The organism is Bradyrhizobium sp. AUGA SZCCT0431 (assembly GCF_018131065.1).
Taxonomy (GTDB): domain Bacteria; phylum Pseudomonadota; class Alphaproteobacteria; order Rhizobiales; family Xanthobacteraceae; genus Bradyrhizobium.
In genome coordinates this window covers 1-24,532 of record NZ_JAFCLR010000012.1, presented here as the reverse complement: position 1 = coordinate 24,532, position 24,532 = coordinate 1, and the positions used below count along the sequence as shown (strand labels likewise).

General features: G+C 63.0%; 15 protein-coding genes. 11 read left to right on the top strand and 4 right to left on the bottom strand.

The features are described 5' to 3' along the window. The 5 genes from gnd to JQ567_RS13615 are packed head-to-tail and all read left to right on the top strand — an operon-like array spanning position 1 to position 4,582. A complete protein-coding gene (gnd, locus tag JQ567_RS13635) occupies positions 1–996 on the top strand; it encodes a phosphogluconate dehydrogenase (NAD(+)-dependent, decarboxylating) (RefSeq protein ID WP_212439294.1) in 996 nt (331 codons plus the stop codon). A 5-nt stretch (positions 997–1,001) separates the two neighbouring features. Further along, positions 1,002–2,513 carry a glucose-6-phosphate dehydrogenase gene (gene zwf / locus JQ567_RS13630; protein WP_212439293.1) on the top strand — a complete coding sequence of 504 codons (1,512 nt, stop codon included), beginning with the start codon at positions 1,002–1,004 and terminating at the stop codon, positions 2,511–2,513. 2 nt (positions 2,514–2,515) lie between these two features. Beyond that, positions 2,516–3,268, top strand: coding sequence for a 6-phosphogluconolactonase (gene pgl, locus JQ567_RS13625; RefSeq protein ID WP_212439292.1), 753 nt, complete (start codon positions 2,516–2,518; stop codon positions 3,266–3,268). 28 nt (positions 3,269–3,296) lie between these two features. Next, a complete protein-coding gene (locus JQ567_RS13620) occupies positions 3,297–3,782 on the top strand; it encodes a gluconokinase (RefSeq protein ID WP_212439449.1) in 486 nt (161 codons plus the stop codon). Beyond that, positions 3,779–4,582, top strand: coding sequence for a Cof-type HAD-IIB family hydrolase (locus tag JQ567_RS13615; RefSeq protein ID WP_212439291.1), 804 nt, complete (start codon positions 3,779–3,781; stop codon positions 4,580–4,582). Before JQ567_RS13620 ends, JQ567_RS13615 begins: the two co-directional genes overlap by 4 nt. Positions 4,583–4,594: 12 nt before the next feature. On the opposite strand, the gene JQ567_RS13610 is transcribed toward JQ567_RS13615, so the two are convergent. Both JQ567_RS13610 and malQ read right to left on the bottom strand, forming a co-directional pair. Then, positions 4,595–6,394, bottom strand: a complete 1,800-nt coding sequence (locus JQ567_RS13610; protein ID WP_212439290.1) for a glycoside hydrolase family 15 protein — start codon at positions 6,392–6,394, stop codon at positions 4,595–4,597. A 24-nt stretch (positions 6,395–6,418) separates the two neighbouring features. Then, positions 6,419–8,365 (bottom strand): 4-alpha-glucanotransferase, encoded by a 1,947-nt coding sequence (malQ, locus tag JQ567_RS13605; RefSeq protein ID WP_212439289.1) that lies wholly within the window; start codon positions 8,363–8,365, stop codon positions 6,419–6,421. Between the two features lie 299 nt (positions 8,366–8,664). Between malQ and treS the strand changes: the two genes are divergently transcribed. Genes treS through treY form a run of 5 tightly spaced genes read left to right on the top strand, consistent with a single transcriptional unit; the run spans position 8,665 to position 20,732 of the window. After that, a complete protein-coding gene (gene treS / locus JQ567_RS13600) occupies positions 8,665–11,955 on the top strand; it encodes a maltose alpha-D-glucosyltransferase (RefSeq protein WP_212439448.1) in 3,291 nt (1,096 codons plus the stop codon). Continuing rightward, positions 11,952–14,099 carry a 1,4-alpha-glucan branching protein GlgB gene (gene glgB / locus JQ567_RS13595; protein WP_212439288.1) on the top strand — a complete coding sequence of 716 codons (2,148 nt, stop codon included), beginning with the start codon at positions 11,952–11,954 and terminating at the stop codon, positions 14,097–14,099. The genes treS and glgB overlap by 4 nt, the downstream gene beginning before the upstream one ends. 3 nt (positions 14,100–14,102) lie before the next feature. After that, the gene (gene glgX / locus JQ567_RS13590) at positions 14,103–16,178 is read left to right on the top strand and encodes a glycogen debranching protein GlgX (protein ID WP_212439287.1); all 2,076 of its coding nucleotides are present in this window, start codon (positions 14,103–14,105) and stop codon (positions 16,176–16,178) included. Continuing rightward, complete coding sequence (gene treZ, locus JQ567_RS13585) at positions 16,175–17,932, top strand: malto-oligosyltrehalose trehalohydrolase (protein WP_212439286.1); 1,758 nt, start codon at positions 16,175–16,177, stop codon at positions 17,930–17,932. The genes glgX and treZ overlap by 4 nt, the downstream gene beginning before the upstream one ends. Before the next feature lie 4 nt (positions 17,933–17,936). After that, complete coding sequence (gene treY / locus JQ567_RS13580; protein WP_212439285.1) at positions 17,937–20,732, top strand: malto-oligosyltrehalose synthase; 2,796 nt, start codon at positions 17,937–17,939, stop codon at positions 20,730–20,732. On the opposite strand, the gene JQ567_RS13575 is transcribed toward treY, so the two are convergent. After that, on the bottom strand, positions 20,729–21,040 hold the full coding sequence (locus JQ567_RS13575; protein ID WP_212411393.1) for a polyhydroxyalkanoic acid system family protein: 312 nt from the start codon (positions 21,038–21,040) through the stop codon (positions 20,729–20,731). The two genes, treY and JQ567_RS13575, sit on opposite strands and share 4 nt — an antisense overlap. A 168-nt stretch (positions 21,041–21,208) precedes the next feature. Here JQ567_RS13575 and JQ567_RS13570 point away from each other — a divergent pair, with 168 nt between their 5' ends. Then, positions 21,209–21,373: a DUF3309 family protein gene (locus tag JQ567_RS13570; protein WP_192740124.1), complete on the top strand. Its 165-nt coding sequence runs from the start codon at positions 21,209–21,211 to the stop codon at positions 21,371–21,373. 98 nt (positions 21,374–21,471) lie between these two features. Here JQ567_RS13570 and ligD read toward each other — a convergent pair whose 3' ends face one another. Beyond that, the gene (gene ligD / locus JQ567_RS13565; RefSeq protein WP_212439284.1) at positions 21,472–24,126 is read right to left on the bottom strand and encodes a DNA ligase D; all 2,655 of its coding nucleotides are present in this window, start codon (positions 24,124–24,126) and stop codon (positions 21,472–21,474) included. Between the last annotated feature and the right edge of the window lie 406 nt (positions 24,127–24,532).

The window sequence follows — 24,532 nt, the reverse complement described above, 5'->3', positions numbered from 1 at the left end:
ATGCAGCTTGGCATGATCGGCCTCGGCCGGATGGGCGGCAACATCGTGCGGCGGCTGATGAGGAACGGCCACACATCAGTGGTCTACGACAAGGACGCCAAGGCCGTTGCGGCGCTGGCGGCCGAAGGCGCTGCCGGCGCCGACACCCTCGAAGCTTTCGTGGCGAAACTGGAGAAGCCGCGTACCGCCTGGGTGATGCTGCCGGCCGGCAAGATCACCGAGGCCACCATCGAAGCACTCGCAAAACTGATGGAGCCCGGTGACGTCATCATCGACGGCGGCAACACGTTCTGGCAGGACGACGTCCGCCGCGGCAAGACGCTGAAAGAGCGCGGGCTGCATTATGTCGACGTCGGCACCAGCGGCGGCGTCTGGGGCATCGAGCGCGGCTATTGCATGATGATCGGCGGCGACAAGGCCGTGGTCGACCGGCTCGATCCGATCTTCAAGACGCTGGCGCCGGGGATCGGCGACATTCCGCGCACCGGCGGCCGCGACGGCCGCGATCCCCGCATCGAGCAGGGCTATATCCATGCCGGCCCCAGCGGCGCCGGGCATTTCGTCAAGATGATCCATAACGGCATCGAGTACGGCCTGATGCAGGCCTATGCCGAGGGTTTTGATATCCTGAAGAACGCCAATATCGAGGCGCTGCCGGCGGAGCATCGGTTTGATCTCGACATCGCCGATATCGCCGAGGTGTGGCGGCGCGGCAGCGTGATTCCTTCCTGGCTGCTCGATCTCACCGCCTCCGCGCTCGCCGAGAACCAGACGCTGGATAATTATTCCGGCTTTGTCGAAGATTCCGGCGAAGGCCGCTGGACCGTCAATGCCGCGATCGACGAGGCGGTGCCTGCCGAAGTGCTGACGGCAGCGCTCTATGCACGCTTCCGCTCGCGCAAGGACCATACATTCGCGGAGAAGATCCTTTCCGCGATGCGCGCCGGCTTCGGCGGCCACAAGGAGCCGCCGAAGAAGCCGGGCTCGAAGGCTTAACGCCCATGGCGGTCGGTAAATTGGCGCAAAAGAAACCCGATCCCTGCTCCTTCGTCATCTTTGGCGTCACCGGCGATCTCGCGCATCGGCTGGTGATCCCGGCCCTCTACAATCTGGCGGCAGCCGATCTGCTGCCGGAAAAATTCTGCGTCGTCGGCATTGCCCGCAAGGGCATGACCAGCGACCAGTTGCGCGACAGCCTGATGAAGGGCCTGCATCAATTCGCCACGCGCCAGGTGGACGATGAGATCGCGATGCGCCTGCTCGCATGCGTCACCTCGATCGAGGCTGACCCGCGGGATCCCGCCTCATTCGACGCCATGAGCGAGCAGCTCGACAAATTGGAAGCCGCGCGAAACACCCAGGGCAATCGCCTGTTCTATCTCGCGACGCCGCCGAGCGCCTTCCTGCCGATCAGCCGCGAACTCGGCCGCACCGGCATGCTGGTCGAGAACGGCACATGGCGGCGGCTGGTGGTCGAAAAGCCGTTCGGTACCGATCTGGCGTCGGCGAGAGAGCTCAACAGCGAACTCCTGAAGCTAGTCGAAGAGCATCAGATCTACCGGATCGATCATTATCTCGGCAAGGAGACCGTCCAGAACATCCTGGTGCTGCGTTTCGCCAACGGCATGTTCGAGCCGATCTGGAACCGCAATCATATCGACCACATCCAGATTACGGTCGATGAAAAGCTCGGCGTCGGCCATCGCGGCAGCTTCTATGACGCCACCGGCGCGTTGCGCGACATGGTGCCGAACCATCTGTTTCAACTGCTGTCGTTGGTCGCGATGGAGCCGCCATCGAAATTCGATGCGCATTCGGTTCGCTCGGAGAAGGCCGACGTGCTGGCCGCGATCCAGACCCAGAGCGAGCCGGAGGCGCTGCACAATTCGGTGCGCGGGCAATACCGCGCCGGCATGGTCGGCGACACCGAGATCGAGGACTATCGCAGGACCGCCGACATCAAACCCGCCAGCACCACGGAAACCTATGCCGCGCTGAAACTGACCATCGACAATTGGCGCTGGGCCGGCGTTCCCTTTTATCTGCGCACCGGCAAGGCGCTCGGCATCAAGCGCACCGAGATCGCCATCAAGTTCAAGCAGGCGCCGTTCGCGATGTTCCGCGACACGCCGGTGGACCGGCTCTCGCAGAATTACCTGATCATCTCGACCGAACCGACCGAAGGCATCGCACTGCAGTTCAACACCAAGGTGCCGGGCCCGACCATCAATATCGACGGCGTCGAGATGAAGTTTCGCTACAAGGATTATTTCAAGGCCGAGCCATCGACCGGCTATGAGACCCTGATCTACGACTGTATGATCGGCGACAACATCCTGTTTCAGCGCGCCGACAGCGTCGAGGCGGGCTGGCGGGCGGTGCAGCCATTTCTCGACGCCTGGAAGAACGCCGGTGGCAAGGGGCTCAAGGTCTATGAGCCCGGCAGCGAGGGCCCGGAGGAAGCCAACGACCTGCTGGAGCGGGACGGCCGCAGCTGGCGCAAGCTCAGTTAGAGATGATGTCGAACGACAATCGCCATGTAACGTCAGTTGCCGATCCAGCGGCGATGGCCGAGGCCGCCGCCGAGCGCGTCATCGCGCGGATATCGGAAAACCCCGGCCGCGTCGCGATCTGCCTGACCGGCGGATCGAGCCCGAAACAGCTCTATCAATTGCTCGGCACTGACCCCTGGCGAAGCCGGATTCCGTGGCAACGCGTGCACTGGTTCATCGGCGACGAGCGTTTCGTGCCCGCGGATGATCCCCTCAACAACATGCGCGTGGCACGGAAAGCCTTTCTGGACCGATGCGCGCCGGCATCCAACATCCATCCAATCCCGACGAGTACGGCCGATCCCACCGATCCCGATCGCGGTGCGGCGCTTTACGAGGGCGAACTGAAAGCGTTCTATGGCGCAGATGACCTCGATCCTGACCGGCCGCTGTTCGATCTCGTGCTGATGGGCGTCGGGCCCGACGGCCATACCGCGTCGCTGTTTCCCGGCGATCCCTTGCTCGACGAGACCCGGCGTTGGGTGGTCGGCGTACCCAAAGCCAATGTCGAACCGTTCGTCCCGCGCATCACGCTCACGCTGCCGACGCTGGCTTGCTGCCGCGAAATGCTGTTCGAGATCGCAGGCGCCGACAAACGCGCGATCTTGACGCGCGTGTTCGCAGGCGAGAACCTGCCGGCGAACCGCGCGCGATCCAGCGGCGAGACGATCTGGCTGGTGGATCAGGCGGCATTGCCGGAGAATTTTCGTGCGTGATGCGGCAAGCCCCTGCGCGCTGGTGGTGATGGGCGTCTCCGGCTCGGGCAAGAGCACCATCGCGGACCGGCTGGCCGCGCGGCTGGGCTGGCGCTACGAGGATGCGGACAAATTTCACCCGCCCGCCAATGTCGCGAAGATGAGCGCGGGCCAGCCGCTGACGGATGAAGACCGCTGGCCCTGGCTGCAGGCGGTTGCCGACGAGATCGACCGCCTCTCGGCGGCCGGACAACGCGCTGTTGTCGCCTGTTCGGCGCTCAAGCGCAGCTATCGCGACATTCTCGTGCATGGACGCGGTGATATCCGCATCGTCTTCCTGAACGGGACGCAGGACCTGATCGCGGACCGGTTAGCTGCCCGCAAGGGGCATTTCATGCCGCCGGGGCTGCTCGCCAGCCAGTTCAAGACGCTGGAGCCGCCGCAGCCAGGCGAACGTCCCATTACGGTGTCGATTGCCGCGCCGATTGAGACCATCGTCGACGACATTATCCGTCAATTGAAAGTGCCCACATGAGCCGCATTGCGCTTGTCGTTTCCGATGTCGATGGCACGCTGTTGACCAAGGACAAGATCCTCACCGACGACGCAAAGAACGCCGTGCGGGCGCTGCACGCCGCAGGCATCGGCTTCACCATCGTCTCCAGCCGCCCGACCATCGGCATGGGCTTTCTGATCGAACCGCTTGCGATCACGCTTCCGGTCGGCGCCTTCAACGGCAGTTCGATCGTCAATGCGAAGTTGCAGCCGATTGAACAGCATCTGATCGCGCCCGCGGTGGCGCAACGCAGCCTCGATGTGCTCAATGAATTCGGCGTCGATATCTGGCTGTTCAGCAACGAGCGCTGGTATACCCGCAATCCCGACGGCGAATACGTTCCGCACGAGAAGCGGGCGATCAAGGCCGATCCGACCATCATCGCGGATTTCACGCCGCATTTGTCCGAAGCCTGCAAGATCGTCGGCGCCAGTTCCGACGCGGCGCTGCTCGCGCGCTGCGAAGCCGCGATGCAGCAGGCGGTGGGCGCGGAGGCCACCGCGGTTCGATCGCAAACCTATTACCTCGACGTCACCCCCGCGGGCCACGACAAGGGCACGTTCGTCGAGAACATCGCCAAACGGCTCGGCGTTGCGACCGACGCCGTCGCCACCATCGGCGACATGCAGAACGACCTGCCGATGTTTGCCAGAAGCGGCATGTCGTTCGCGATGGGCAACGCGGCCGATGACATCAAGCAGCACGCGACGCATGTGACCGATACGAACGAACGTGACGGCTTTGCGCGCGCGATGGAGACGGTTTTGAAGCTCGGCTAGATCGAACCGAGGCTATTTCGACCGCTGCATCGCCGGCTTCTCGGTGGTTTGCTTCGCCGCACTGAGGTTATGCGCGGTATTGATCAGCGCGATATGCGTCAACGCCTGCGGGAAGTTACCGGTCTGGCGGTTTGCGCCGGTGTCGAACTCCTCGGCCAACAGGCCGACATCATTGGCAATCGCGACCACGCGCTCGAACAACGCCCGCGCCTTGTCGAGTTCTCCCGTCAGCACATAGGCATCGGCGAGCCAGAGGCTGCAGGCCAGGAATGCGCCTTCCGCCGGCTGCTGCTCGACTTCACGGGGGTCATGCCGCAACACGAAGCCGTCCCGCATCAGGTATCTCTCGATTGCGACCAGCGTGCCGCGCACGCGGGGATCCGTTGGTTCCAGGAACCCGACCGAGGGCAACAACAGGATGCTGGCATCCAGCATTTTCGAACCGTAGGATTCGACGAACGCGTTCAGCTCGCGATCAAAACCTTTTTCGCAGACGTCGCGATGGATGGTGTCGCGCAGCGTCCGCCACTTTTCCAGTGGCGCCTTGAAGCCGAATTTTTCGACGCTCTTGATGCCACGGTCGAAGGCGACCCAGGTCATCACCTTGGACGAGACATAGTGCTTGCCGTCGCCGCGGCGCTCCCAGATGCCGTGATCCGGCTGATCCCATTGTTTGGCGAGATGCTCCAGCACCGTGCATTCCAGCGCCCAGCTTCCTTCATAGAGTTCGAGCTTGGCCATTCGCCACTGATGGAAGGCGTCGATCAGCTCGCCATAAACGTCGAGTTGCAGCTGCGCATGCGCGGCGTTGCCGACCCGGACCGGCTGCGCGCCCTCATAGCCCGGGAGCCAGCCCGCCTCCCATTCCAGCAGCCGCCGCTCCCCCATGATGCCGTACATGATCTGCATGTTGGCCGGCGATCCCGCCACCGCCCGCAGCAGCCAATTGTGCCAGGCGAGGGCTTCCTCGGTATAGCCCGAGTTCATCAGCGCCAGCAGCGTAAAGGTGGCATCGCGCAGCCAGCAGAAGCGATAGTCCCAGTTGCGTGCGCCGCCGAGCTTTTCCGGCAGCGAGGTGGTGGGCGCTGCGACAATGCCGCCGGTCGGCGCATAGGTCAGCGCTTTGAGCGTGATCAGCGAGCGCATCACGAGATCGCGATGTTCGCCTTCGTAGCTGCAGCGGGCGCTCCATTCGCTCCAGAACGCCTCGGTTTCCTGCAAAGCGACCGCGGGATCGATCGGCGCGGGCACCGCCACATGCGAGGGCCCGTAGGTGAGGACAAAGGGCACGGTATCGCCCTCGCCTACCTCAAACTCCGCCACGGTGGTCAGATCCTCGCCGCGGGTCTCGACCGGTGTTCGCAGCACGGTCATGTCAGGCCCGCAGATCGCGAGCAGACCCGAGCCGTCTTCGGTTTTCCTGACCCAGGGAATATCGATGCCAAAGCCAAAGCGGATCACCAGTTGCATCCGCAGCTTGACCCGGCCGCTGACCCCGCGCACCAGCCGCACCACATCGGAAGCATTGCCGCGCGGCGGCATGAAATCGATCAGCTCGACCACGCCATTGGCGGTTTCAAACCGCGTCTCCAGGATCAGCGTGTTGCCCCGGTAGCGGCGTGACGTCTTGGTGATCTCTTCTGCGGGCGCGATCAGCCAGCGGCCATGCTTATGGGTGCCGAGCAGCGCGGCAAAGCAGGCGTCGGAATCGAACGCCGGCCAGCACAGCCAGTCGATCGAGCCGTCACGACCGACCAGCGCCGCGGTCTCGCAATCGCCGATCAATCCGTAGTCTTCTATCCTGCACGACAAGGCTTGCTACCACCTGGATCGGACCTATCCGCGCGACCGCTCGCGTGTCGCGGCCTTCAGCGCGGCAACGTCGATCGTGGATGCGATCTGCTCGAGCGGCACCGGCAGCCGGCGGCGCCAGTTCGGGTGTTCGTCGACCGTGCCGGGAATATTGGGCTGGTCCACCAGACCCAAAAAATCCTCCAGCGCGATCGCGAGCAGCCGTGACGGGGTGCGCGCGAGGAAATTTGTCACGGAATAGAGATCGTTTTTGTCGATGCCGTTACCGCGCAGCAAGTCGTCCAGCATCGCCAGCGCGTGCCAGCGCGCATCATCGCTTTCGCCGGGGTCGATACCGAGCGCGCGTTTGGTCTTGAGGTCGCCAAACGATCGCCAGCCGGCATAGGTCGAGAGATCGTGGGTGTTGAAGGTGACAAGTGCGTTGGCGAGGTAATGATCGAGGCTTTTGAACGGACCGTGGTCCTCGCGCTCGAACATCATCACCAGATAGGACCAGATGCCCCAGCTGGCGATCTGGTCGCGGAATCCCTCCGGCACCGTGCCGAGGTCCTCGCCGATCACGACGCAGCGGCTGGCGACACTCTCGTGCGCGGTCGCCGCCAGCAGCGCCTCGAACGGCATCGGCACATAGACACCGTCGGCGGCGCTGAAGCCTTGCGGCACCAGATAAAGCCGCTTCAAACCCAGCACGTGGTCGAGCCGGATCGCGCCGGCGTGCCGCATCGAGGCGCGCAGCATTTCGCGATAGGGCTCGAAGGATTTTTGCTCCAGCCCGGTCGCGTTGAATCCGGCAAGACCCCAGCTTTGGCCCGCGGTGTTGAGCGGGTCAGGCGGCGCGCCGACGCCGAGGTGCCTGGAGATCGCAACCTGCTCGTTCCAGGCGTCGAAACCATCGGACTGAACGCCGACGGCAACGTCGAGATAAAGCCCGACCTTCATGCCGAGGAGGTGAGCACGATCCTTCGCGGCAGCCAATTGCCGGTCAGCGGTCCATTGCACGAATTCGACGAAGCCGATTTCGGCCGCGTCGGCGCCATGGTGCAATTCGGCGCACATCGCATCGTCCGGCTGCCGCCACGGCTCCGGCCATTCCCACCAGGGCTTGTTGAATCTGTGCCGGAGGACTTCGAAGCAGGCGAACCGCGACAGCAGGGCGGCGCGCTCGGCCCGGAATATTTCCAGGTCCTGCCGGCGACTTTCTGTCGCACCGGCCGTAAACTGGTCAAACGCCGCCCGTAGCGCCCGCCACTTTAGACTGGCAATGCCGACATAATCGATCATTTCGCCGGTCTTGACGCCCGGTAGCGCGCCTCTCATCTCATCGTCGATGCGGAATTCAGGGATCTTCTCGACGTCAATATAGAGCGCGTTGAGAAACAGCCGGCTGTTCGGCGAATAGGGGCTGCAATCGCCGGGCCGGTCGTCGAACAGGGCATGCAGCGGATTGAGGCCGACGCCATCGGCGCCGAGATGATGTGCGAGCTCAATAAGGCTTTGGAGGTCCGTAAAATCGCCCATCCCCCAGTTGCGCTCGGACCTGACGCTGTAGAGCTGAACCGCCAGCAGCCAGACACGATCGAAATCCCCGCCAAAGGCCCTTGGCGGCGCCGATATCAGCGGTACGTCCTCTGTAACCACCCCCGCATCGGTCAATTGCAGCCGATGGATGCCCAACGGCAGCCGTTCGGGCCATGCAATGCCCCGTTCGTTTGCCTCGCCCTCCGCTACAACCTCCGCCCCCGCAACGATTTTCCATCGCACCGGAAGTTTTGCGGTAACCGCGAGTTCGGTGTGGGCAACCTGCCCTGACCGGACCACGACCGGGGCGCCAATCAACGGGCCCGGAGCCTGCGGCGGCAAGGCATCGAGGATAATTTTGAGGGCGGCCGCGTCCGTCACACGGCGGTGACCCTGACCGTCCACGAATTCGGTCTGGATTCCCTGGCTGTTAGCTTGAGCGAAAAGATCCATTCGGCACGCGGTTTGCACGCAAACGTCTCAGAGGCGTCGCGAAATTGTCCAAATACAGGAAGGGGATAGACGGTGTCTAACGCTCAGCCCCTTAATCGGTTCCAGGGAACCAAAGTCGGCCGAGCGGCTTTTTACTTATGTCCGGAACGTCTCCTTTCTCGCAAGTGAAACGGGGGCGTCGTTTCCATGGCTATGGCATCACCGTGAACAAAAAAGTCCAAACCGGCGAAAGCTCCAAGGCCGGCGTCTCCTTCCGATTCGATACCGCCGATCCGCTGAATGACGGCGGCAGCTTTGCGATCGATGCAAGCGAGGTGCCAGCCGTCGAGTCTAGCGACGATGAGCTTTGGTACAAGGATGCCATCATCTATCAGCTCCACGTCAAGGCCTTTGCCGACAGCAACAATGACGGCATCGGCGATTTCGCAGGACTGACGGAGAAGCTGGGTTACCTGCAGGACCTCGGCGTCACCACGCTGTGGCTGTTGCCGTTCTACCCCTCACCCGGGCGTGATGACGGCTACGACATCGCCGACTATGGCGACATCAATCCCGATTTCGGGACGATGAAGGATTTCAGGCGCTTCATCCAGGAGGCCAAGCGGCGCGGCCTGCGCGTCATCACCGAGCTCGTCGTCAATCACACCTCCGACCAGCACGACTGGTTCAAGCGCGCCCGGCGCAGCGGCCCGGATTCGAGCGCGCGCAACTGGTATGTCTGGAGCGATACCGACCAGAAATACCAGGGCACGCGGATCATCTTCACCGATACCGAGAAGTCGAACTGGACCTGGGACCCGGAAGCCGGCCAGTTCTACTGGCATCGCTTCTTCGCGCATCAGCCGGATCTCAATTTCGACAATCCGCGCGTGGTCAGCGCGCTGGTGAAGGTGATGAAGCGCTGGCTCGATACCGGCGTCGACGGCTTCCGTCTCGATGCCATTCCCTATCTGTGCGAGCGCGACGGCACCAACAACGAGAACCTGCCCGAGACCCACGCCATCATCAAGCGGCTGCGCATCGAGCTCGACGCCTATGCCAAAGGCAAGGTGTTGCTGGCGGAGGCCAACCAATGGCCCGAGGACGTACAGGAATATTTCGGCCGCAGCGATGAATGCCACATGGCCTATCACTTCCCGCTGATGCCGCGCATCTACATGGCGATCGCCCAGGAAGACCGCTTTCCGATCACCGACATCCTGCGGCAGACGCCTGACATTCCGAGCAATTGCCAATGGGCGCTGTTCCTGCGCAACCATGACGAGCTGACGCTGGAAATGGTCACCGACGTCGAGCGCGATTACCTGTGGTCGACCTACGCCAACGACCCCCGCGCCCGCATCAATGTCGGCATCCGCCGGCGCCTGGCGCCGCTGATGGACAATGACCGGCGCAAGATCGAGCTGATGAACTCGCTGCTGCTGTCGTTCCCGGGCACGCCGATCATCTATTACGGCGACGAAATCGGCATGGGCGACAACATCTATCTCGGCGACCGCAACGGCGTGCGCACGCCGATGCAATGGACGCCGGACCGCAACGGCGGGTTCTCGCGCGCCGATCCGGCGCGGCTTTATGCGCCCACCATCATGGATCCCGTCTACGGCTATGAATCCGTCAACGTCGAGGCGCAGTCGCGCAGCCTGTCGTCGCTGCTCAGCGCCACCAAACGGCTGATCGCGGTCCGCAAATCGACGCTGGCTTTCGGCCGCGGCACCATGACGTTCATCCGCCCGGAAAACCGCTCGGTGCTGTGCTATGTGCGCCAGTACGAGGACGAGGCCATTCTCTGCGTCGCCAATCTGTCGCGCTCCGCACAGGCCACCGAACTCGATCTCTCCCCGTGGAAGGACCGGATTCCCCTGGAGATGCTCGGCCGCACGCGTTTCCCCGCGATCGGCGAACTGCCCTACATGATCACGCTGGCGCCGTACGGCTTCTACTGGTTCGAGTTGCAGGAACGCGACAAGTCCGAGCCGGTGGTGCAGCGGGCGGTGCCCGAATTCGAGACGCTGGTGGTGCCGCTGGGCGCGACCTGGGTGTCGCTGGCGCGCACCCGCGGCGTGTTCGAGCGCGACGTCCTGCCCGGGCATCTGGCGCGAACGCGCTGGTACCCGGAGCGATCGGCCAAGGCCATTCAGCCGACGCTGATTTCGGCGATCCCGTTCTGCGATATCGGTGACAACCGGCCGTGGCTCGCCTTCTTCAAGTCGACGCAACGCGGCGTCACTACGCGCTACGTGCTGCCGTTGCAGATCGAATGGGTGCGGTTCGACCGCGAGCGCTATAACCCGCGCGCCTTGGCGGCCGTGCGTCAGGGCGCCCGCGAAGGAACGTTGCTCGACGTCGCCAACGATCAGATTTTCATCGCGATCTTGCTGCGAAACCTCAAGGAGTCGCTGATCGTCGACGAAAGCGAGCAGGGTCTGAAGCTGGAATTCCGGCCGACCAGCCGTTTCTCCGACAAGGCGATCAAGCAGCCCGAACACATCCGCACGATCGAGACCGAGCGGGTCGACAGTACCGCGCAGGTGGATGACGATTATGTCGTCAAGATCTACCGCACGCTGCAGGCCGGCATCAGTCCCGAGATCGAGATGGGCCGCTTTCTGACCGAGATCGCCGGCTTTGCCAACACGCCGGCGCTGCTCGGCAGCGTCGAACTGATTGATGGCGACGAACGAAACGCTATCGGCGTCCTGCATGCTTTCGTCGCCAACCAGGGCGACGCCTGGGCCGTGACCGCGGCCTATCTCGACCGCTTCGTCGACGAGCAGCGCCTGCTGGCGGCAAGCGAGCGTGTCAGGGAAAGCGAGGATCAGGTCTCTTTTCTGCGCTACATGTCGCAAGCCGGCCGGCGCGTCGCCGAGATGCATGTCGCACTGGCCAGCAACAATGAGCTCCCCGACTTCGTGCCGGAGCCCATCAAGCACGAGGATGTCCAGCGCTGGTTCGGCGACACCCTGGCCCGCGTCGAGCGCGTCTTCGACACGCTGAAGCAGCGACGCGATACGCTGAAAGAGGCGGATCGTCCGCTGGTCGATCAGCTATTGGCCCAGCAATCCGGCCTGCCTGATCGGCTGAAGGCGCTGTTGCCGCAAGAAAACGCCGGGCTCAATATCCGCCATCACGGCGACTTCCATCTTGGCCGGCTGCTGATCGTCAAGGACGACATCTTCATCGTCGATTTCGACGGCGATCCGCGGCGCTCCATCGCCGAGCGTCGGCGCAAGGCGCCCGCGGCGCGCGACGTCGCCAGCATGATCCGTTCGATCGATTATTCGACGACTGCAGCCCTTGAGCGGGCGCTCAAGGTAGCCCACGATGAAAACGGCAGGCTCGGGGCTGCGCTCGCCGAGTGGCGCAATCGGGCGACCGCCGCGTTCCTGGGCGCCTATCGCGAAGCGATGGTTAACAAGCGCCTTTGGCCAGCCGACCCTGAAGCTGCCGATTCGATGCTCAACTTCTTCCTGCTGGAGAAGGCATGCTACGAGATCGAATATGAACTATCCTACCGGCCGGATTGGCTACGAACGGCCTTGACCGGAATGCTCCGTATTTTGCCGCAACAGTCGCTTGAGGCCTTATGACCAAGCTACCCGCCGAGGCCTATGCGATCATCCAGGGCAATCACACCGACCCCTTCCATTATCTCGGCCTCCATACCGAGGGCGACCGCAAGATCGTGCGTGCGTTCCTGCCGGAAGCCTCCAATGTCGAGGCAATCGGTGAACATGGTGAACGGGCGCCGCTGGCGCGGATCCATGATGCCGGGCTATTTGCCGGCGCGCTGCCGAACGGCTCTACGCGCTATCAATTGCGCGCCCAGTTCGGCGACAAACTGGTCGAACTCGACGACCCCTACCGCTTTCCGCCCGTCCTGAGCGACTTCGACCTTTATCTGCTCGGCGAAGGCACCCATCAGCGCATCTACGACAAGCTCGGCGCCCATCCGATGACGCTGGAAGGCGTCGAGGGCGTGGCCTTCGTCGTGCTGGCGCCGAACGCCCGCGGCGTCAGCGTGGTCGGCGATTTCAATTACTGGAATCCGCGCCGGCACCCGATGCGGGTGCGCGGCGTCGGCTATTGGGAGCTGTTCATTCCCCACGCCAGCGTCGGCGACCACTACAAGTTCGACATCATCGAACCCAACGGACAACATTTGCCGTTGAAGTCCGATCCGGTCGCCTTTGCCGCCGAAGTGCGTCCCAAGACCGCCTCGATCGTTTTCGACCAGGCGAATCTGCCGCGTCCGCGCCCGGCACCGACGGGAATGAATGCGTTGAACGCGCCGATGTCGATTTACGAGGTTCATCTCGGCTCATGGCGGCGCAAGGGCAGCAACGAATGGCTGACCTACCGCGAGCTCGCCGAGCAGCTTCCGGCCTATGTCAGGAATCTCGGATTTACCCATGTCGAACTTCTTCCCATCAGCGAACATCCGTTCGACGGCTCGTGGGGCTATCAGCCGACCGGCATGTTCGCACCGACCAGCCGGTTCGGCACGCCGGAGGATTTTGCCGCGCTGGTCGATGCCTTCCATCGCGAGGGCATTGCCGTGCTGCTCGACTGGGTGCCCGGACACTTCCCCGACGATCCCCACGGCCTCGGCCATTTCGACGGCACCGCATTGTACGAACACGCCAACCCCTTGCAGGGCCGCCATCTCGACTGGGGCACGCTGATCTACAATTACGGCCGCACTGAAGTGGTGAATTTCCTGGTGTCGAACGCGCTGTTCTGGCTGGAACGCTACGCCATCGACGGGCTGCGCGTCGATGCGGTCGCCTCGATGCTCTATCTCGACTACTCCAGGCCCGCCGGCGAATGGATTCCGAACCAGCATGGCGGGCGGGAAAATCTCGAAGCCATCGGCTTTCTGCGCCGCTTCAACACCGAAGTGTTCGGACGCTTCCCGGACGCCACCACCGCGGCGGAAGAATCCACCGCATGGCCGCAAGTCTCCCGCCCGGTCGAATATGGCGGGCTCGGCTTCGGCTACAAGTGGAATATGGGCTGGATGCACGACACGCTGAAATACATCGGCAAGGATCCGATCCACCGCAAATTTCATCACGGCGACATCCTGTTCGGCCTGCAATATGCGTTCTCGGAAAACTTCATCCTGCCGCTGTCGCATGACGAAGTCGTGCACGGCAAACGCTCGATCCTGGGACGGATGCCCGGCGACGACTGGCAGCGTTTTGCGAATTTGCGCGCCTATTACAGCTTCATGTTCGGCCATCCCGGCAAGAAGCTGATGTTCATGGGTTGCGAATTCGGCCAGGAGCGCGAGTGGGATCACGATCACTCGCTGGATTGGCACCTGCTGCAACAACCAAGGCATGCCGGCATCCACAGCCTGGTCCGCGACCTCAACCACCTCTATCGCACGTTGCCGGCGCTGCACGAGCTGGATTGCAGCCAGCCGGGCTTCGAATGGGTCATCACCCATGATTCCGGCGGCAACGTCTTTGCCTGGGTCCGCAAGGGCCTTGATGCGCGAGCGCGCTGCCTCGTGGTCGTGAACTTCTCGCCCAACGTCTACTACGATTACCGCGTACGTGTGCCGTTTGCCGGCAAATGGAAAGAAGTGTTCAATTCGGACTCCGCGCATTATGGCGGCAGCAATGTCGGCAATATCGGCGAGGTCCGGACGCTGGAGGGCAACATCCCCGAACTCAACCTGACCATTCCGCCGCTGGCCGCGATCTTTCTCGTACCGGATAGCTGACGCATGCGCCTGACCGCGGGAACGCCCTCACGTCTTGGCGCAAGCTGGGACGGAAGAGGCACCAATTTTGCGCTGTTCTCGGCCAACGCAGAGAAGGTCGAACTCTGCCTGTTCGATGGCCAGGGCCGCCGCGAACTCGAGCGCATCGAATTGCCCGAGCGTACCGAGGATGTCTGGCACGGCTATCTCAACGACGTCTCGCCCGGGCAGCTCTACGGCTATCGGGTCCACGGGCCCTACCATCCCGAGCACGGGCACCGCTTCAACGCCAACAAGCTGCTGCTCGATCCCTATGCAAGGCGGCTGGCCGGCCGGCTGGTCTGGAGTGACGCGCATTTCGGCTATCGGGCCGGCAGTTCGCGCGAGGATCTCTCCTTCGACCGGCGCGACAACGCCCGCGGCATGCCCAAGGCGGTCGTGGTCGACGAGACCTTCAATTGGGGCCGCCGCGAGATGCGCCCCAACATTTCCTGGGAAGACACCATCATCTACGAGGCCCACGTCAAGGGCCTGACGCAGAAGCGCGACGACGTGCCGCCGGGCCTGCGCGGCACCTATAGCGGGCTCGCCTCGCCTGCGATGATCGATCATCTCAAGCGCCTTGGCGTCACCACCATCGAATTGCTTCCGCTCCACGGGCTGATCGACGACCGCGTGCTGGTCGAAAAGAAGCTGGTGAACTACTGGGGCTACAACACACTGGCGTTCTTCGCGCCCGAAGGGCGCTACGCGCAGGACAATCCGCTCGATGCGTTCCGCACCACGGTGGCGCGGCTGCACGATGCCGGCATCGAGGTGATGCTCGACGTCGTCTACAATCACACCGCCGAAGGCAATCATCTCGGCCCGACGCTGTCGTTTCGCGGCATCGACAATGCGTCCTATTACTGGCTCAAGCCGGACAATCGGCGCTTCTATGACGACTTCACCGGCTGCGGCAGCTCGGTCAATCTGACCCATCCGCGCGTGCTGCAAATGGTGATGGATTCACTGCGCTATTGGGTCGAGGTCTGTCACGTCGACGGCTTCCGCTTCGATCTCGCCACCACACTGGCGCGCGGGCCGAACGGTTACGACCGCAACGCCGCCTTCCTTACCGCCGTGCGACAGGATCCGGTGCTGGCAACCGTCAAACTGGTCGCCGAACCCTGGGATCTCGGTTTGGGCGGCTATCAGGTCGGCGCGTTCCCGTCACAATGGTCGGAATGGAACGACCGATACCGCAGCGCGATGCGGCGCTACTGGAGCGGCGAAGGCAGCCTGATCGGCGAAATATCGAGCCGCATGACCGCCTCCTCCGACCTGTTTCACCATGACAATCGCGCCCCGCGCGCCGGCATCAATCACATCACCGTTCATGACGGCTTCACGCTGGCGGATCTGTTCAGTTACAACGAGAAGCACAACGAGGCCAATGGCGAAGACAACCGCGACGGCTCTAGTCACAACGACAGCAACAATTGCGGGCATGAAGGCCCGACCGATGACGCTGCGATCATTGCGTTACGCCGCCAGCTCCGCAAGAACCAGCTGGCGTGCCTGATGCTCGCGCAGGGCACGCCGCTGATGTTGGCCGGCGATGAAGTCGGCAACTCGCAAAGCGGCAACAACAACGCTTATTGCCAGGACAACGAGATCGGCTGGGTTGGTTGGGAAAACCTCGGCAAGGAAGGCGAGGACCTCACCGATTTCATCGGCCATTTGACCGGCCTGCGCCGGCGGTTCGGCCAGATCCGTTGCCAGCGCTGGCTCGATGGCCGTCGCGCCGACGGCTCCTACGGTGTGTTGTGGCTGACGCCGGCCGCCGAGGAAATGAAGGAATCCGACTGGAAGTTTCCGGAAGGACGATTCCTCGCCTATGTGCTCGGACCGATGGAACAAGGACAAGCCCCGATCTTTATCGTTCTGAACGCCGCCCCCGAAGAGATCGCATTCAAATTGCCCAAGATGAGCAAATACAAGAGCTGGCAGCGGGTGCTGAATACCACCGAAATCGCACAAGCGACGGCCGACTTCGCTGCGGGCGCCGACCTGAAAGCACCGCCGCGCTCGGTGCTCGCCTTTGCGGGCTCAGCATGAATGACCGACAATTTGGCCCCAAGCTGACGAAAGACGGCACGCGCTTTCGCCTGTGGGCGCCGGCGGCCAAACGCGTCGATCTGCTGCTGCAACAACCCCATGCAATGCAGCGCGGCGACGATGGATGGTTTTCCACCAATATCCCGGGCGCGAAATCGGGCGCCCGCTACAAATTCCGCATCGATGACGAAATCGATGTCCCCGACCCCGCCGCCGATTTCCAGCCCGAAGACGTCTTCGGTCCGAGCGAGGTGATCGACCACGCCGCCTTTCGGTGGCGCGCGACGGAGTGGCGCGGGCGGCCCTGGCAGGAAGCCGTCATCATCGAGGCTCATGTCGGAACCTTCACGCAGGACGGCAGCTACCGCGCCATGATCGGGAGGCTCGATCATCTCGTGCAGACCGGCATCACCGCGCTGGAATTGCTGCCGCTGGCGGACTTCGCCGGCAGCCGCAACTGGGGGTATGACGGCGTGCTGTGGTATGCGCCCGACAGCGCCTATGGCCGGCCTGAGGATCTCAACGCGCTGATCGACGAGGCGCATCTGCGCGGCCTGATGGTGTTTCTCGACGTGGTCTATAACCATTTCGGCCCCGAGGGAAATTATCTCGGCCGTTACGCGCCGGGGTTCTTTACGGAAGCCCACACCCCGTGGGGCAGCGCGATCGATTACCACGTGCCGCAAGCGCGCGCCTTCGCGATCGAGAATGCGCTGCATTGGCTGCGCGACTACCGCTTCGACGGATTACGGCTGGATGCGGTGAACAGCATCGTCGAGCCGGGTGGGCTCTCGGTGCTGCACGATCTCAGCATGGCTGTAGGCCAGTTCGCCGCGGCAACCGGGCGTCACATTCATCTGGTGCTGGAAAACGGCGACAACCGCGCCAGCATCCTGGACGCTGCGCAGGACCCGCCGCGCGGCAAATACCGCGCGCAGTGGAACGATGATTATCATCACGCCTGGCGCGTGCTGATGACCCGCGAGAAGCAGGGTTATTATTGCGACTATCAGCGTTCGCCGCTGGACGACATCGCCAGATCGCTATCCTCAGGGTTTGTCTACCAGGGCGAAGTGTCGGAATTTCGCGGCGGCGCGCGCGGCGAACCGAGCGGAAAACTCGCGCCGACGGCTTTCATCAATTTCCTGCAGAACCACGACCAGATCGGCAACCGCGCCTTTGGCGACCGGCTCGAAGCGGTGGCGGATCCCAAAGCGATCGAAGCCGCCCTCGCCGTCATGCTGTTGGCCCCGGCGATCCCGATGCTGTTCATGGGGGAGGAATGGGGCTCGAAAACTCCCTTCCCGTTCTTCTGTGATTTCAAGGGCGGACTGGCGGACGCGGTCCGCAAGGGCCGCCGCAGCGAATACGCCTGGGCCTACGCCGAATATGGCGACGAGGTCCCCGACGCGTTGGCGCTATCCACGTTCCAATCGGCTGTCCTCGACTGGAATGAACGCGCCGAGCCGGCGGCACAACGACGGCAGTCAACCGTGCAGCAGATGCTGGCGATCCGCCGGCGGGAGATCGTGCCTCGCCTCGCAGGCGCGGCGTTCGGCGAAGCAAAGGCCGCCAGCAATGGCCTGCTGACGGCCAGTTGGCGCATGGGCGATGGCGCCACGCTTCATCTGCTCGCCAACCTGTCGGACCTGGAGATCGCCAATACTTCAGGCGAATTCAAGGGAACCCTGATCTGGGGCAGCGAGTTGGGAGAGCGCGTCCCGCCATGGTCGGTGCACTGGCGCATCGGATAGAAAAATGCCCCCGGCGATCCCGATCGCGACCTACCGCCTGCAGCTTTCGGCGGATTTCGATTTCGATGCGGCCGCTTCCGTCGTCCCGTATCTTGCGGCCCTTGGGATCACGCATCTCTACGCTTCGCCCTTCATGACGGCTCGCAAGGGCAGCACGCATGGTTACGACATCACCGATCACACCCGGTTCAATCCCGAGCTCGGCGGCGAAGCCGGCTTCGAACGGTTGAGCGCGGCGCTGCGGAAATACAATCTCGGACTGATCCTCGACTTCGTGCCCAACCATGTCGGGGTGCATTTCGCCGATAATCCATGGTGGCTGGACGTGCTGGAATGGGGTCAGACCTCGCCGCACGCGGTATCCTTCGATATCGACTGGGAGCTGTTGCCGTATCGCGCCCGTGGCGGCGTGCTGCTGCCGATCATCGGTTCATCCTACGGTCAGGCGCTGGAAAGCGGCGAGATCGAACTGCGCTATGATGCCAACGAAGGCAGCTTCTCGGCATGGTATTTCGAGCATCGGCTGCCGATCGCACCCGAGCGCTACAGCGAAATCCTGCGAACCGTCGTCAGAGAAGCAGGCGCCGAAGACAGTCCAGCCGGCAAGGACATCCTCGCCCTCGCCGCGCGCTACCACGGACTCCGCCGCCCCAACCGGAAGGAAGCCCCGGCGTTCAAGGCGGGGTTGCGGGCGATCGCTGGAAGCACCGAGGCCATCACGCACGGGATCGACGCCTATCGCGCCGGACCGGATCGTCCCGCGCAGACGCTGGCGCTGCATCACCTTCTCGAACGCCAGCATTACAAGCTCGGTCACTGGCGGCTTGCCTCCAGCGACATCAACTACCGCCGCTTCTTCGACGTCAATTCGCTCGCGGGATTGCGCGTCGAGGACGCCGGCACCTTCGAGGCCATCCATCAACTCGTCAGACGGCTGATCACGGAAGGAAAGCTGCAGGGCCTGCGGCTCGACCACATCGACGGCCTGCGCGATCCCGTCCAATACTTTCAGCGCCTGCGCCGGCTGATCCGTGGGGCGCAGGGCGCCAAACCATTTTACATGGTGATCGAGAAGATTCTCGGGGAAGGCGAACAGCTGCCTTCCTTCACCGGGGTTCACGGCACCACCGGCTACGAGTGGATGAACACGATCACGCAAGCGCTGGTCGACGGCAATGGCCTCGAACCGCTCAGCGAAATCTTTCGCCAGATCAGCAGCCAGTCGCCCAAACTCGAGCCGATCCTGAAGGAGGCCAAGCGCCGGGTGCTGGAAACCCTGCTGACCAGCGAATTCACGGTGCTGACGCGCCTCTTGGCGCGCATCGCCAGCGGACACTACTCGACACGGGATTATTCCGCCGACAGCCTGCGGCAGGCGCTGGAACTCTACGTGCTGCATTTCCCGGTCTACCGGACCTATTTGACCTCGTCGGGTCCGAACGCCCATGACCGTGCGCTGATCTCGCAAACCCTCCAGAAGGCACGCGCCGACTGGTTCGCGGCCGATGACGGCATTTTCGAATTCCTGCGCGACACCCTGACCATGGACCTGCTCAAGCCCGGCCGGCCGCCACACAGCGCGCCGCGCGTGCGCCGGTTTGCGCTGAAGGTGCAGCAATTCACCGGGCCGATGATGGCGAAATCGCTCGAGGACACCACGTTCTATCGCTACCACCGCCTGCTCGCACTCAACGAGGTCGGCGGCGACCCATCTGCCAGGGCGCTCGCTGTCGATGATTTTCATCAGGTCATGCAGACGCGGGCCCGGGAATGGCCGCATGGCATGACCGCAACTGCAACGCATGACACCAAGCGGGGCGAGGACGCCCGCGCCCGGATCATGGCGTTGTCCGAGATCCATGGCGAGTGGACCAGCGCCGTGGCGCGCTGGAAGATTCTCAACGCGCCTCATCTGGTCATCGACGGCGAGATGCGGGCGCCGTCGGCGACATTCGAATACATGCTCTATCAGGCCCTGCTGGGTGGCTGGCAGCCGGACGACGAGCCGTTCCTGGAACGGATGCAGGCCTACGCCCTGAAGGCGGCGCGCGAGGGCAAGGAGGAGACCAGCTGGCTGAATCCGCACGAGGCCTATGAGGCGGGACTGAAGACCTTCATCGCGCGCATTCTGGACCGCTCCATTTCCGCCGAGTTTTTGGACGCGCTTGATGCACTGGCGCGGCGCGTATCGCTATTAGGCGCCTTGAACTCACTGAGCCAGATCACGCTGAAGGCAACGATGCCGGGCGTACCCGATTTCTATCAGGGTACCGAGCTTTGGGATTTCTCGCTGGTCGATCCCGATAACCGGCGGCCAGTCGACTTTGCCAAACGTGCCCACCTGCTCGCTTCACTGCAGACACCGGACTGGAACCAGTTGGTGCAGGATTGGCCGAGCGGCAAGTTGAAACTGGCCTGGACGCGGCAACTCCTCAAATTACGCACTGAGCTCGCCGATGTCTTCACGAACGGCGATTATCAGTCACTGGATATCAGCGGACCGCATCGCGACCACTTTATCGCCTTTGCCCGCCGTCGTGGCCGCGAGGCCGCAATCGTCGTCGTCACGAAATCGTCCGCCGCGTTCTCCGAGAGTGGCCGGGCGTGGCCCCGTGCGGAAAGCCATGATGCCACCCTCGATGTCAGCGGCTATTCGGCGGAAGGCTTTGCCGACGCCGATGCCTCACAATTGCGGTTGTCCGACCTGTTGGCGCACCTCCCCGTGGCCGTGCTGAAGGCCAGATATCACGGCGCGGCGCAGCGTGCCCCAAAGCGCAAGCGCTTGATGCCAACGGGCTAGTTCTTCTTGGTCAGCAACAGATTGCCGCGGCTCCGGATCGCGGCCTGGGCCACTTCGGCGAAGCGCTGCAGCAGCCATGGCAACACGACCTCCACCTTCACATGATCGTCGGCGACATCGACATGCCCGGCAGCCGCCTGCCCGAGCGCGCGGACGCGAAAGACCATGCGGTTGTCTTCCCATCGCTCCTCATCGACGCTCAGCACCGGCACGCTCGACGCCGCGCGCGATAAACCTGTTTTGAGGCGGCGCATGGCTTCTTCGCGGCCGAGGCTGTGCGGAATGGAAACGACGAGCGGTGCGGACATCGCCAAAATCCTCAGGTCTGGTCTTGCTGATGTAATTCCGTTCCGCGCGAAAGGAAGAGGCAAGCTCGATATGTGCGCTGCAAAAGACGGAACTTTCACAGTTGCCATTTGTTTTTCCGGTTGAGGGCAAGGCAAACAGGCGCCCAATGCCGGGCTGAGGAGAACTACATGTCACTCGGAACAATCATCCTGATTATTCTTATCATCGCCCTTCTCGGCGGCTTCAGCGGCATCGGCGGCGGACCGTTCTACGGCACCGGCTATTACGGTGGCGGCGGCCTCGGCCTGGTGATCGTGATACTGCTGATATTGTTGTTGCTCGGGAAGCTGTAGACAATTTGGAGATCGTAGGGTGGGCAAAGGCGCGCTTGCGCCGTGCCCACCTTCTCGCCCGCAAAGGAAGATGGTGGGCTCGCTCCGCTTAGCCCACCCTACTTCCCCGCCAGCTTCTTCATCGCCGCCCTGATCGACGCCGCCGCCTCATCGTAGCCCTGCCACGCTTTGGTTTTGGCCAGCAACGCCGGCACCGTGCGCACGGTGTATTTCTTTGGATCGAGATCGCCGCGCACCTGCGCCCAGGTCAGCGGCATTGAAACCGTGGCGCCTTCGCGCGCGCGCGGCGACAGCACGGCGACCGCGGTCGACATCCGGTCGTTGCGCAGATAGTCGAGGAAGATCTTTCCCTGGCGCTGCTTCTTCGACATGTTGAGCAGATAGCGCTCGGGATCGTCGTTCGCCATCCACTGGCAAACGCCCTGCGCGAACGCCTTCGCTTCCTTCCACGTCACCCTGTCTTTGGCGCCGTGGAGCAGCGGCGTCACCACGTGCAGTCCCTTGCCGCCGGTGGTCTTGCAGAAGCTCTCGAGGCCCACGGCGGTCAGCCGCTGCCGCATCTCCTTGGCGGCCTCGATCACGTCGGCAAATTCGACATTGGGCGCGGGGTCGAGATCGAACACCAGCCGGCCCGGCACGTCGGGCGCGTCGGGCGCGCAATTCCAGGGATGCAGCTCCAGCCCGCCGCTCTGCGCGACGGCGGCCAGGCCCTCGACGCGATCGATCTGCAGGTACGGCTTGCGGTCGCCTGAGACCTTGACGAGCTCGAGCAGTTCCGACTTGCCCGGCATGCCATGACGCTGAAAGAACGTCTCTCCCTTGATGCCATCGGGCGCGCGAACCACCGAGCACGGCCGCCCCTTGAGATGGCCGATCATCCATTCGCCGACCGCCTCGAAATAGCGCGCAAGATCGAGCTTGGTCACGCCCTTGCCGTCCCCACCGTCGGGCCACAGCGCCTTGTCGGGTTTTGAGATGACGACACCCATCACCTCAGCGGATTTGCTGGCCGACGACTTGCCGGACCTGATCAAAGGTTTTGTCACCTTGGTCATGACAGGCCCCTCCGCTTCAACCTCATTCGCCGGCTTGTCCTGCCGCAGCCCCTTGAACGCCGCCTGCCTGATGTTGCCGCCGTCGGTCCACCCCGCGAACTCGATCTCGGCGACGAGTTCAGGCTTCAGCCAATGCACGTCGCGGGTCTTCTTCGGAGCGTCCTTGCCACCAAACGGGCTGTTGCTTGAACTCGCCGCCTTCAGCGCCGGCATGATGCGCCGGACCGTGTCCTGCCCAAAGCCGGTGCCCACGAGGCCGACAAAGGCGAGATGACCGTCGCGATAGATGCCGGCCATCAGCGAGCGGAATTTGCCGTTGGTGGTCTTCCAGCCGCCCAGCACGACCTCCTGTCCGGCCCTGGTCTTGGATTTGGTCCAGCTTTCGGACCGCCCGGATCGATACGGTGCATCCAGCTTCTTGGAGATGATGCCTTCAAGCGCCAATTTGTTGGCGGCCTCAAGGATGGAATCGCCGCTTTCCTCGAAATGCTCGACATACTGAATCAGGCGGCCCTTGCGCTTCCTGGCTTCCAGAAGCTGCTTCAGACGCGCCTTGCGCTCGCGGAGCGGCAGTGAACGCAGGTCTGCGCCGCCAGCAAACAACAGGTCGAATGCGAAGAAGATCAGCGCGCCGGTTTTGCCGTCGGAGATCGCGGCCTGCAGTGTCGAGAAATGCGGCACGCCATGGTGATCCAGCGCAGCGATTTCGCCGTCGATCAGCACATCCGGCAGCGATGTCGCCTCTTTGGCGATGACGCCGAACTTTTCGGTCCAGTCCAGCGCTTTACGGGTTTTCAGGACGGCGTCGCCATCCTCGACCCGCAACTGCATCCGGTAGCCGTCGAATTTGATCTCGTGGCACCAGCCGTCCGAGTTGGGCGGGCTTTCGACGGCGGCGCAAAGCTGCGGCGCGACGAAATCCGGCATCGCATCAACCTTCTTCGCCTTGGCGGCGACGGCGCGCGCCTTCGTTGGAGGCGCGGGTCGCGATATCGATGTCTTGATCGATGTTTTTCCCTGCGCCCGCGCTTCCGCCGCATCGCCGCGGTTGGAATGCCACACCGCATCGGCTTTGGTCTTGCCGCCCTTCGCCAGCATGAACGGCTTTGGCGCCCTTCCCTTGCCGTTCGCAATCTGATCCATCGAGCGGCCCGACGCGACCGATCTATCCTCGTCGAGGATGTCGTTGGCGTCCCCTTCCTTGACGAATTCGTCGCGATGCTTGATCAGCAACCAGTTGGTACGCTTGCCGCCATAGCGGTCGCCCTTCATCCGCACCAGCACCCAGCTGCCATTCAGCTTCTCGCCGCGCAGGTTGAATTTCAGGTCACCCTTCTTGAACCCGCGCTCGGGGTCGTCGGATTCCCAATAGCCGCGGTCCCAGAGCTGCACGGTACCGCCGCCATACTGGTCATCGGGAATGGTGCCTTCGAAATCGCCGTAATCGAGCGGATGGTCCTCGACCTCGACCGCGAGCCGCTTGTCGTGCGGATCGAGCGAGGGACCGCGCGTCACTGCCCACGATTTGAAGACGCCGTCGAACTCCAGCCGGAGATCGTAATGCAGCCGGGTCGCGTCATGCTTCTGGATCACGAACCGCCGCTGCTGCGACGGCGCCACCTTGACGTCGCCGGAGGGCTCGGCGGTCTTTTCGAAATCGCGCTTTTTGCGGTAGGTGGTCAGGTTTCGTAGCGACACGGTCAAGCCTCACATCCGTCCGGCGCCCTGCTGCGCGGCAGCAACAGAAAGCAAAACCCATACTAACCGTTGAAGTTCCGAAACCAAACCCCACCAGGCGTGGCCTTAGCTCCATCAGCGCGTCGTCCCGGCGAACGCCGGGACCCATACTCCGCGGCAATCATTGTTGAAGAAGGTCTCTAACGCCAGCGCTCTCATTGATGGGCCGCGGCGTATGGGTCCCGGCTCAAGGCCGGGACGACGGCGGTGTTTGTTGTTGCGCCGTTATCCAAAACACGCTCTCGCGATCTCGCGACGCATTGCGCCCGAGCTTTGCCAGAAATTTCCTTGCCCTCCAATGAGAGGGCGCAGGGAAGACCGGGTGCGCGCTGCACCCGCGGTCTCGCGTGCGGTTTGCACAAAACAA

Excerpts from the sequence above, each read along its gene's own strand:
- gnd (WP_212439294.1), top strand. The coding sequence starts at position 1 with ATGCAGCTTGGCATGATCGGCCTCGGCCGGATGGGCGGCAACATCGTG.
- zwf (WP_212439293.1), top strand. The coding sequence starts at position 1,002 with ATGGCGGTCGGTAAATTGGCGCAAAAGAAACCCGATCCCTGCTCCTTC.
- pgl (WP_212439292.1), top strand. The coding sequence starts at position 2,516 with ATGATGTCGAACGACAATCGCCATGTAACGTCAGTTGCCGATCCAGCG.
- JQ567_RS13620 (WP_212439449.1), top strand. The coding sequence starts at position 3,297 with ATGGGCGTCTCCGGCTCGGGCAAGAGCACCATCGCGGACCGGCTGGCC.
- JQ567_RS13615 (WP_212439291.1), top strand. The coding sequence starts at position 3,779 with ATGAGCCGCATTGCGCTTGTCGTTTCCGATGTCGATGGCACGCTGTTG.
- malQ (WP_212439289.1), bottom strand. The coding sequence starts at position 8,365 with ATGGATCTTTTCGCTCAAGCTAACAGCCAGGGAATCCAGACCGAATTC.
- glgB (WP_212439288.1), top strand. The coding sequence starts at position 11,952 with ATGACCAAGCTACCCGCCGAGGCCTATGCGATCATCCAGGGCAATCAC.
- glgX (WP_212439287.1), top strand. The coding sequence starts at position 14,103 with ATGCGCCTGACCGCGGGAACGCCCTCACGTCTTGGCGCAAGCTGGGAC.
- treZ (WP_212439286.1), top strand. The coding sequence starts at position 16,175 with ATGAATGACCGACAATTTGGCCCCAAGCTGACGAAAGACGGCACGCGC.
- treY (WP_212439285.1), top strand. The coding sequence starts at position 17,937 with ATGCCCCCGGCGATCCCGATCGCGACCTACCGCCTGCAGCTTTCGGCG.
- JQ567_RS13575 (WP_212411393.1), bottom strand. The coding sequence starts at position 21,040 with ATGTCCGCACCGCTCGTCGTTTCCATTCCGCACAGCCTCGGCCGCGAA.
- JQ567_RS13570 (WP_192740124.1), top strand. The coding sequence starts at position 21,209 with ATGTCACTCGGAACAATCATCCTGATTATTCTTATCATCGCCCTTCTC.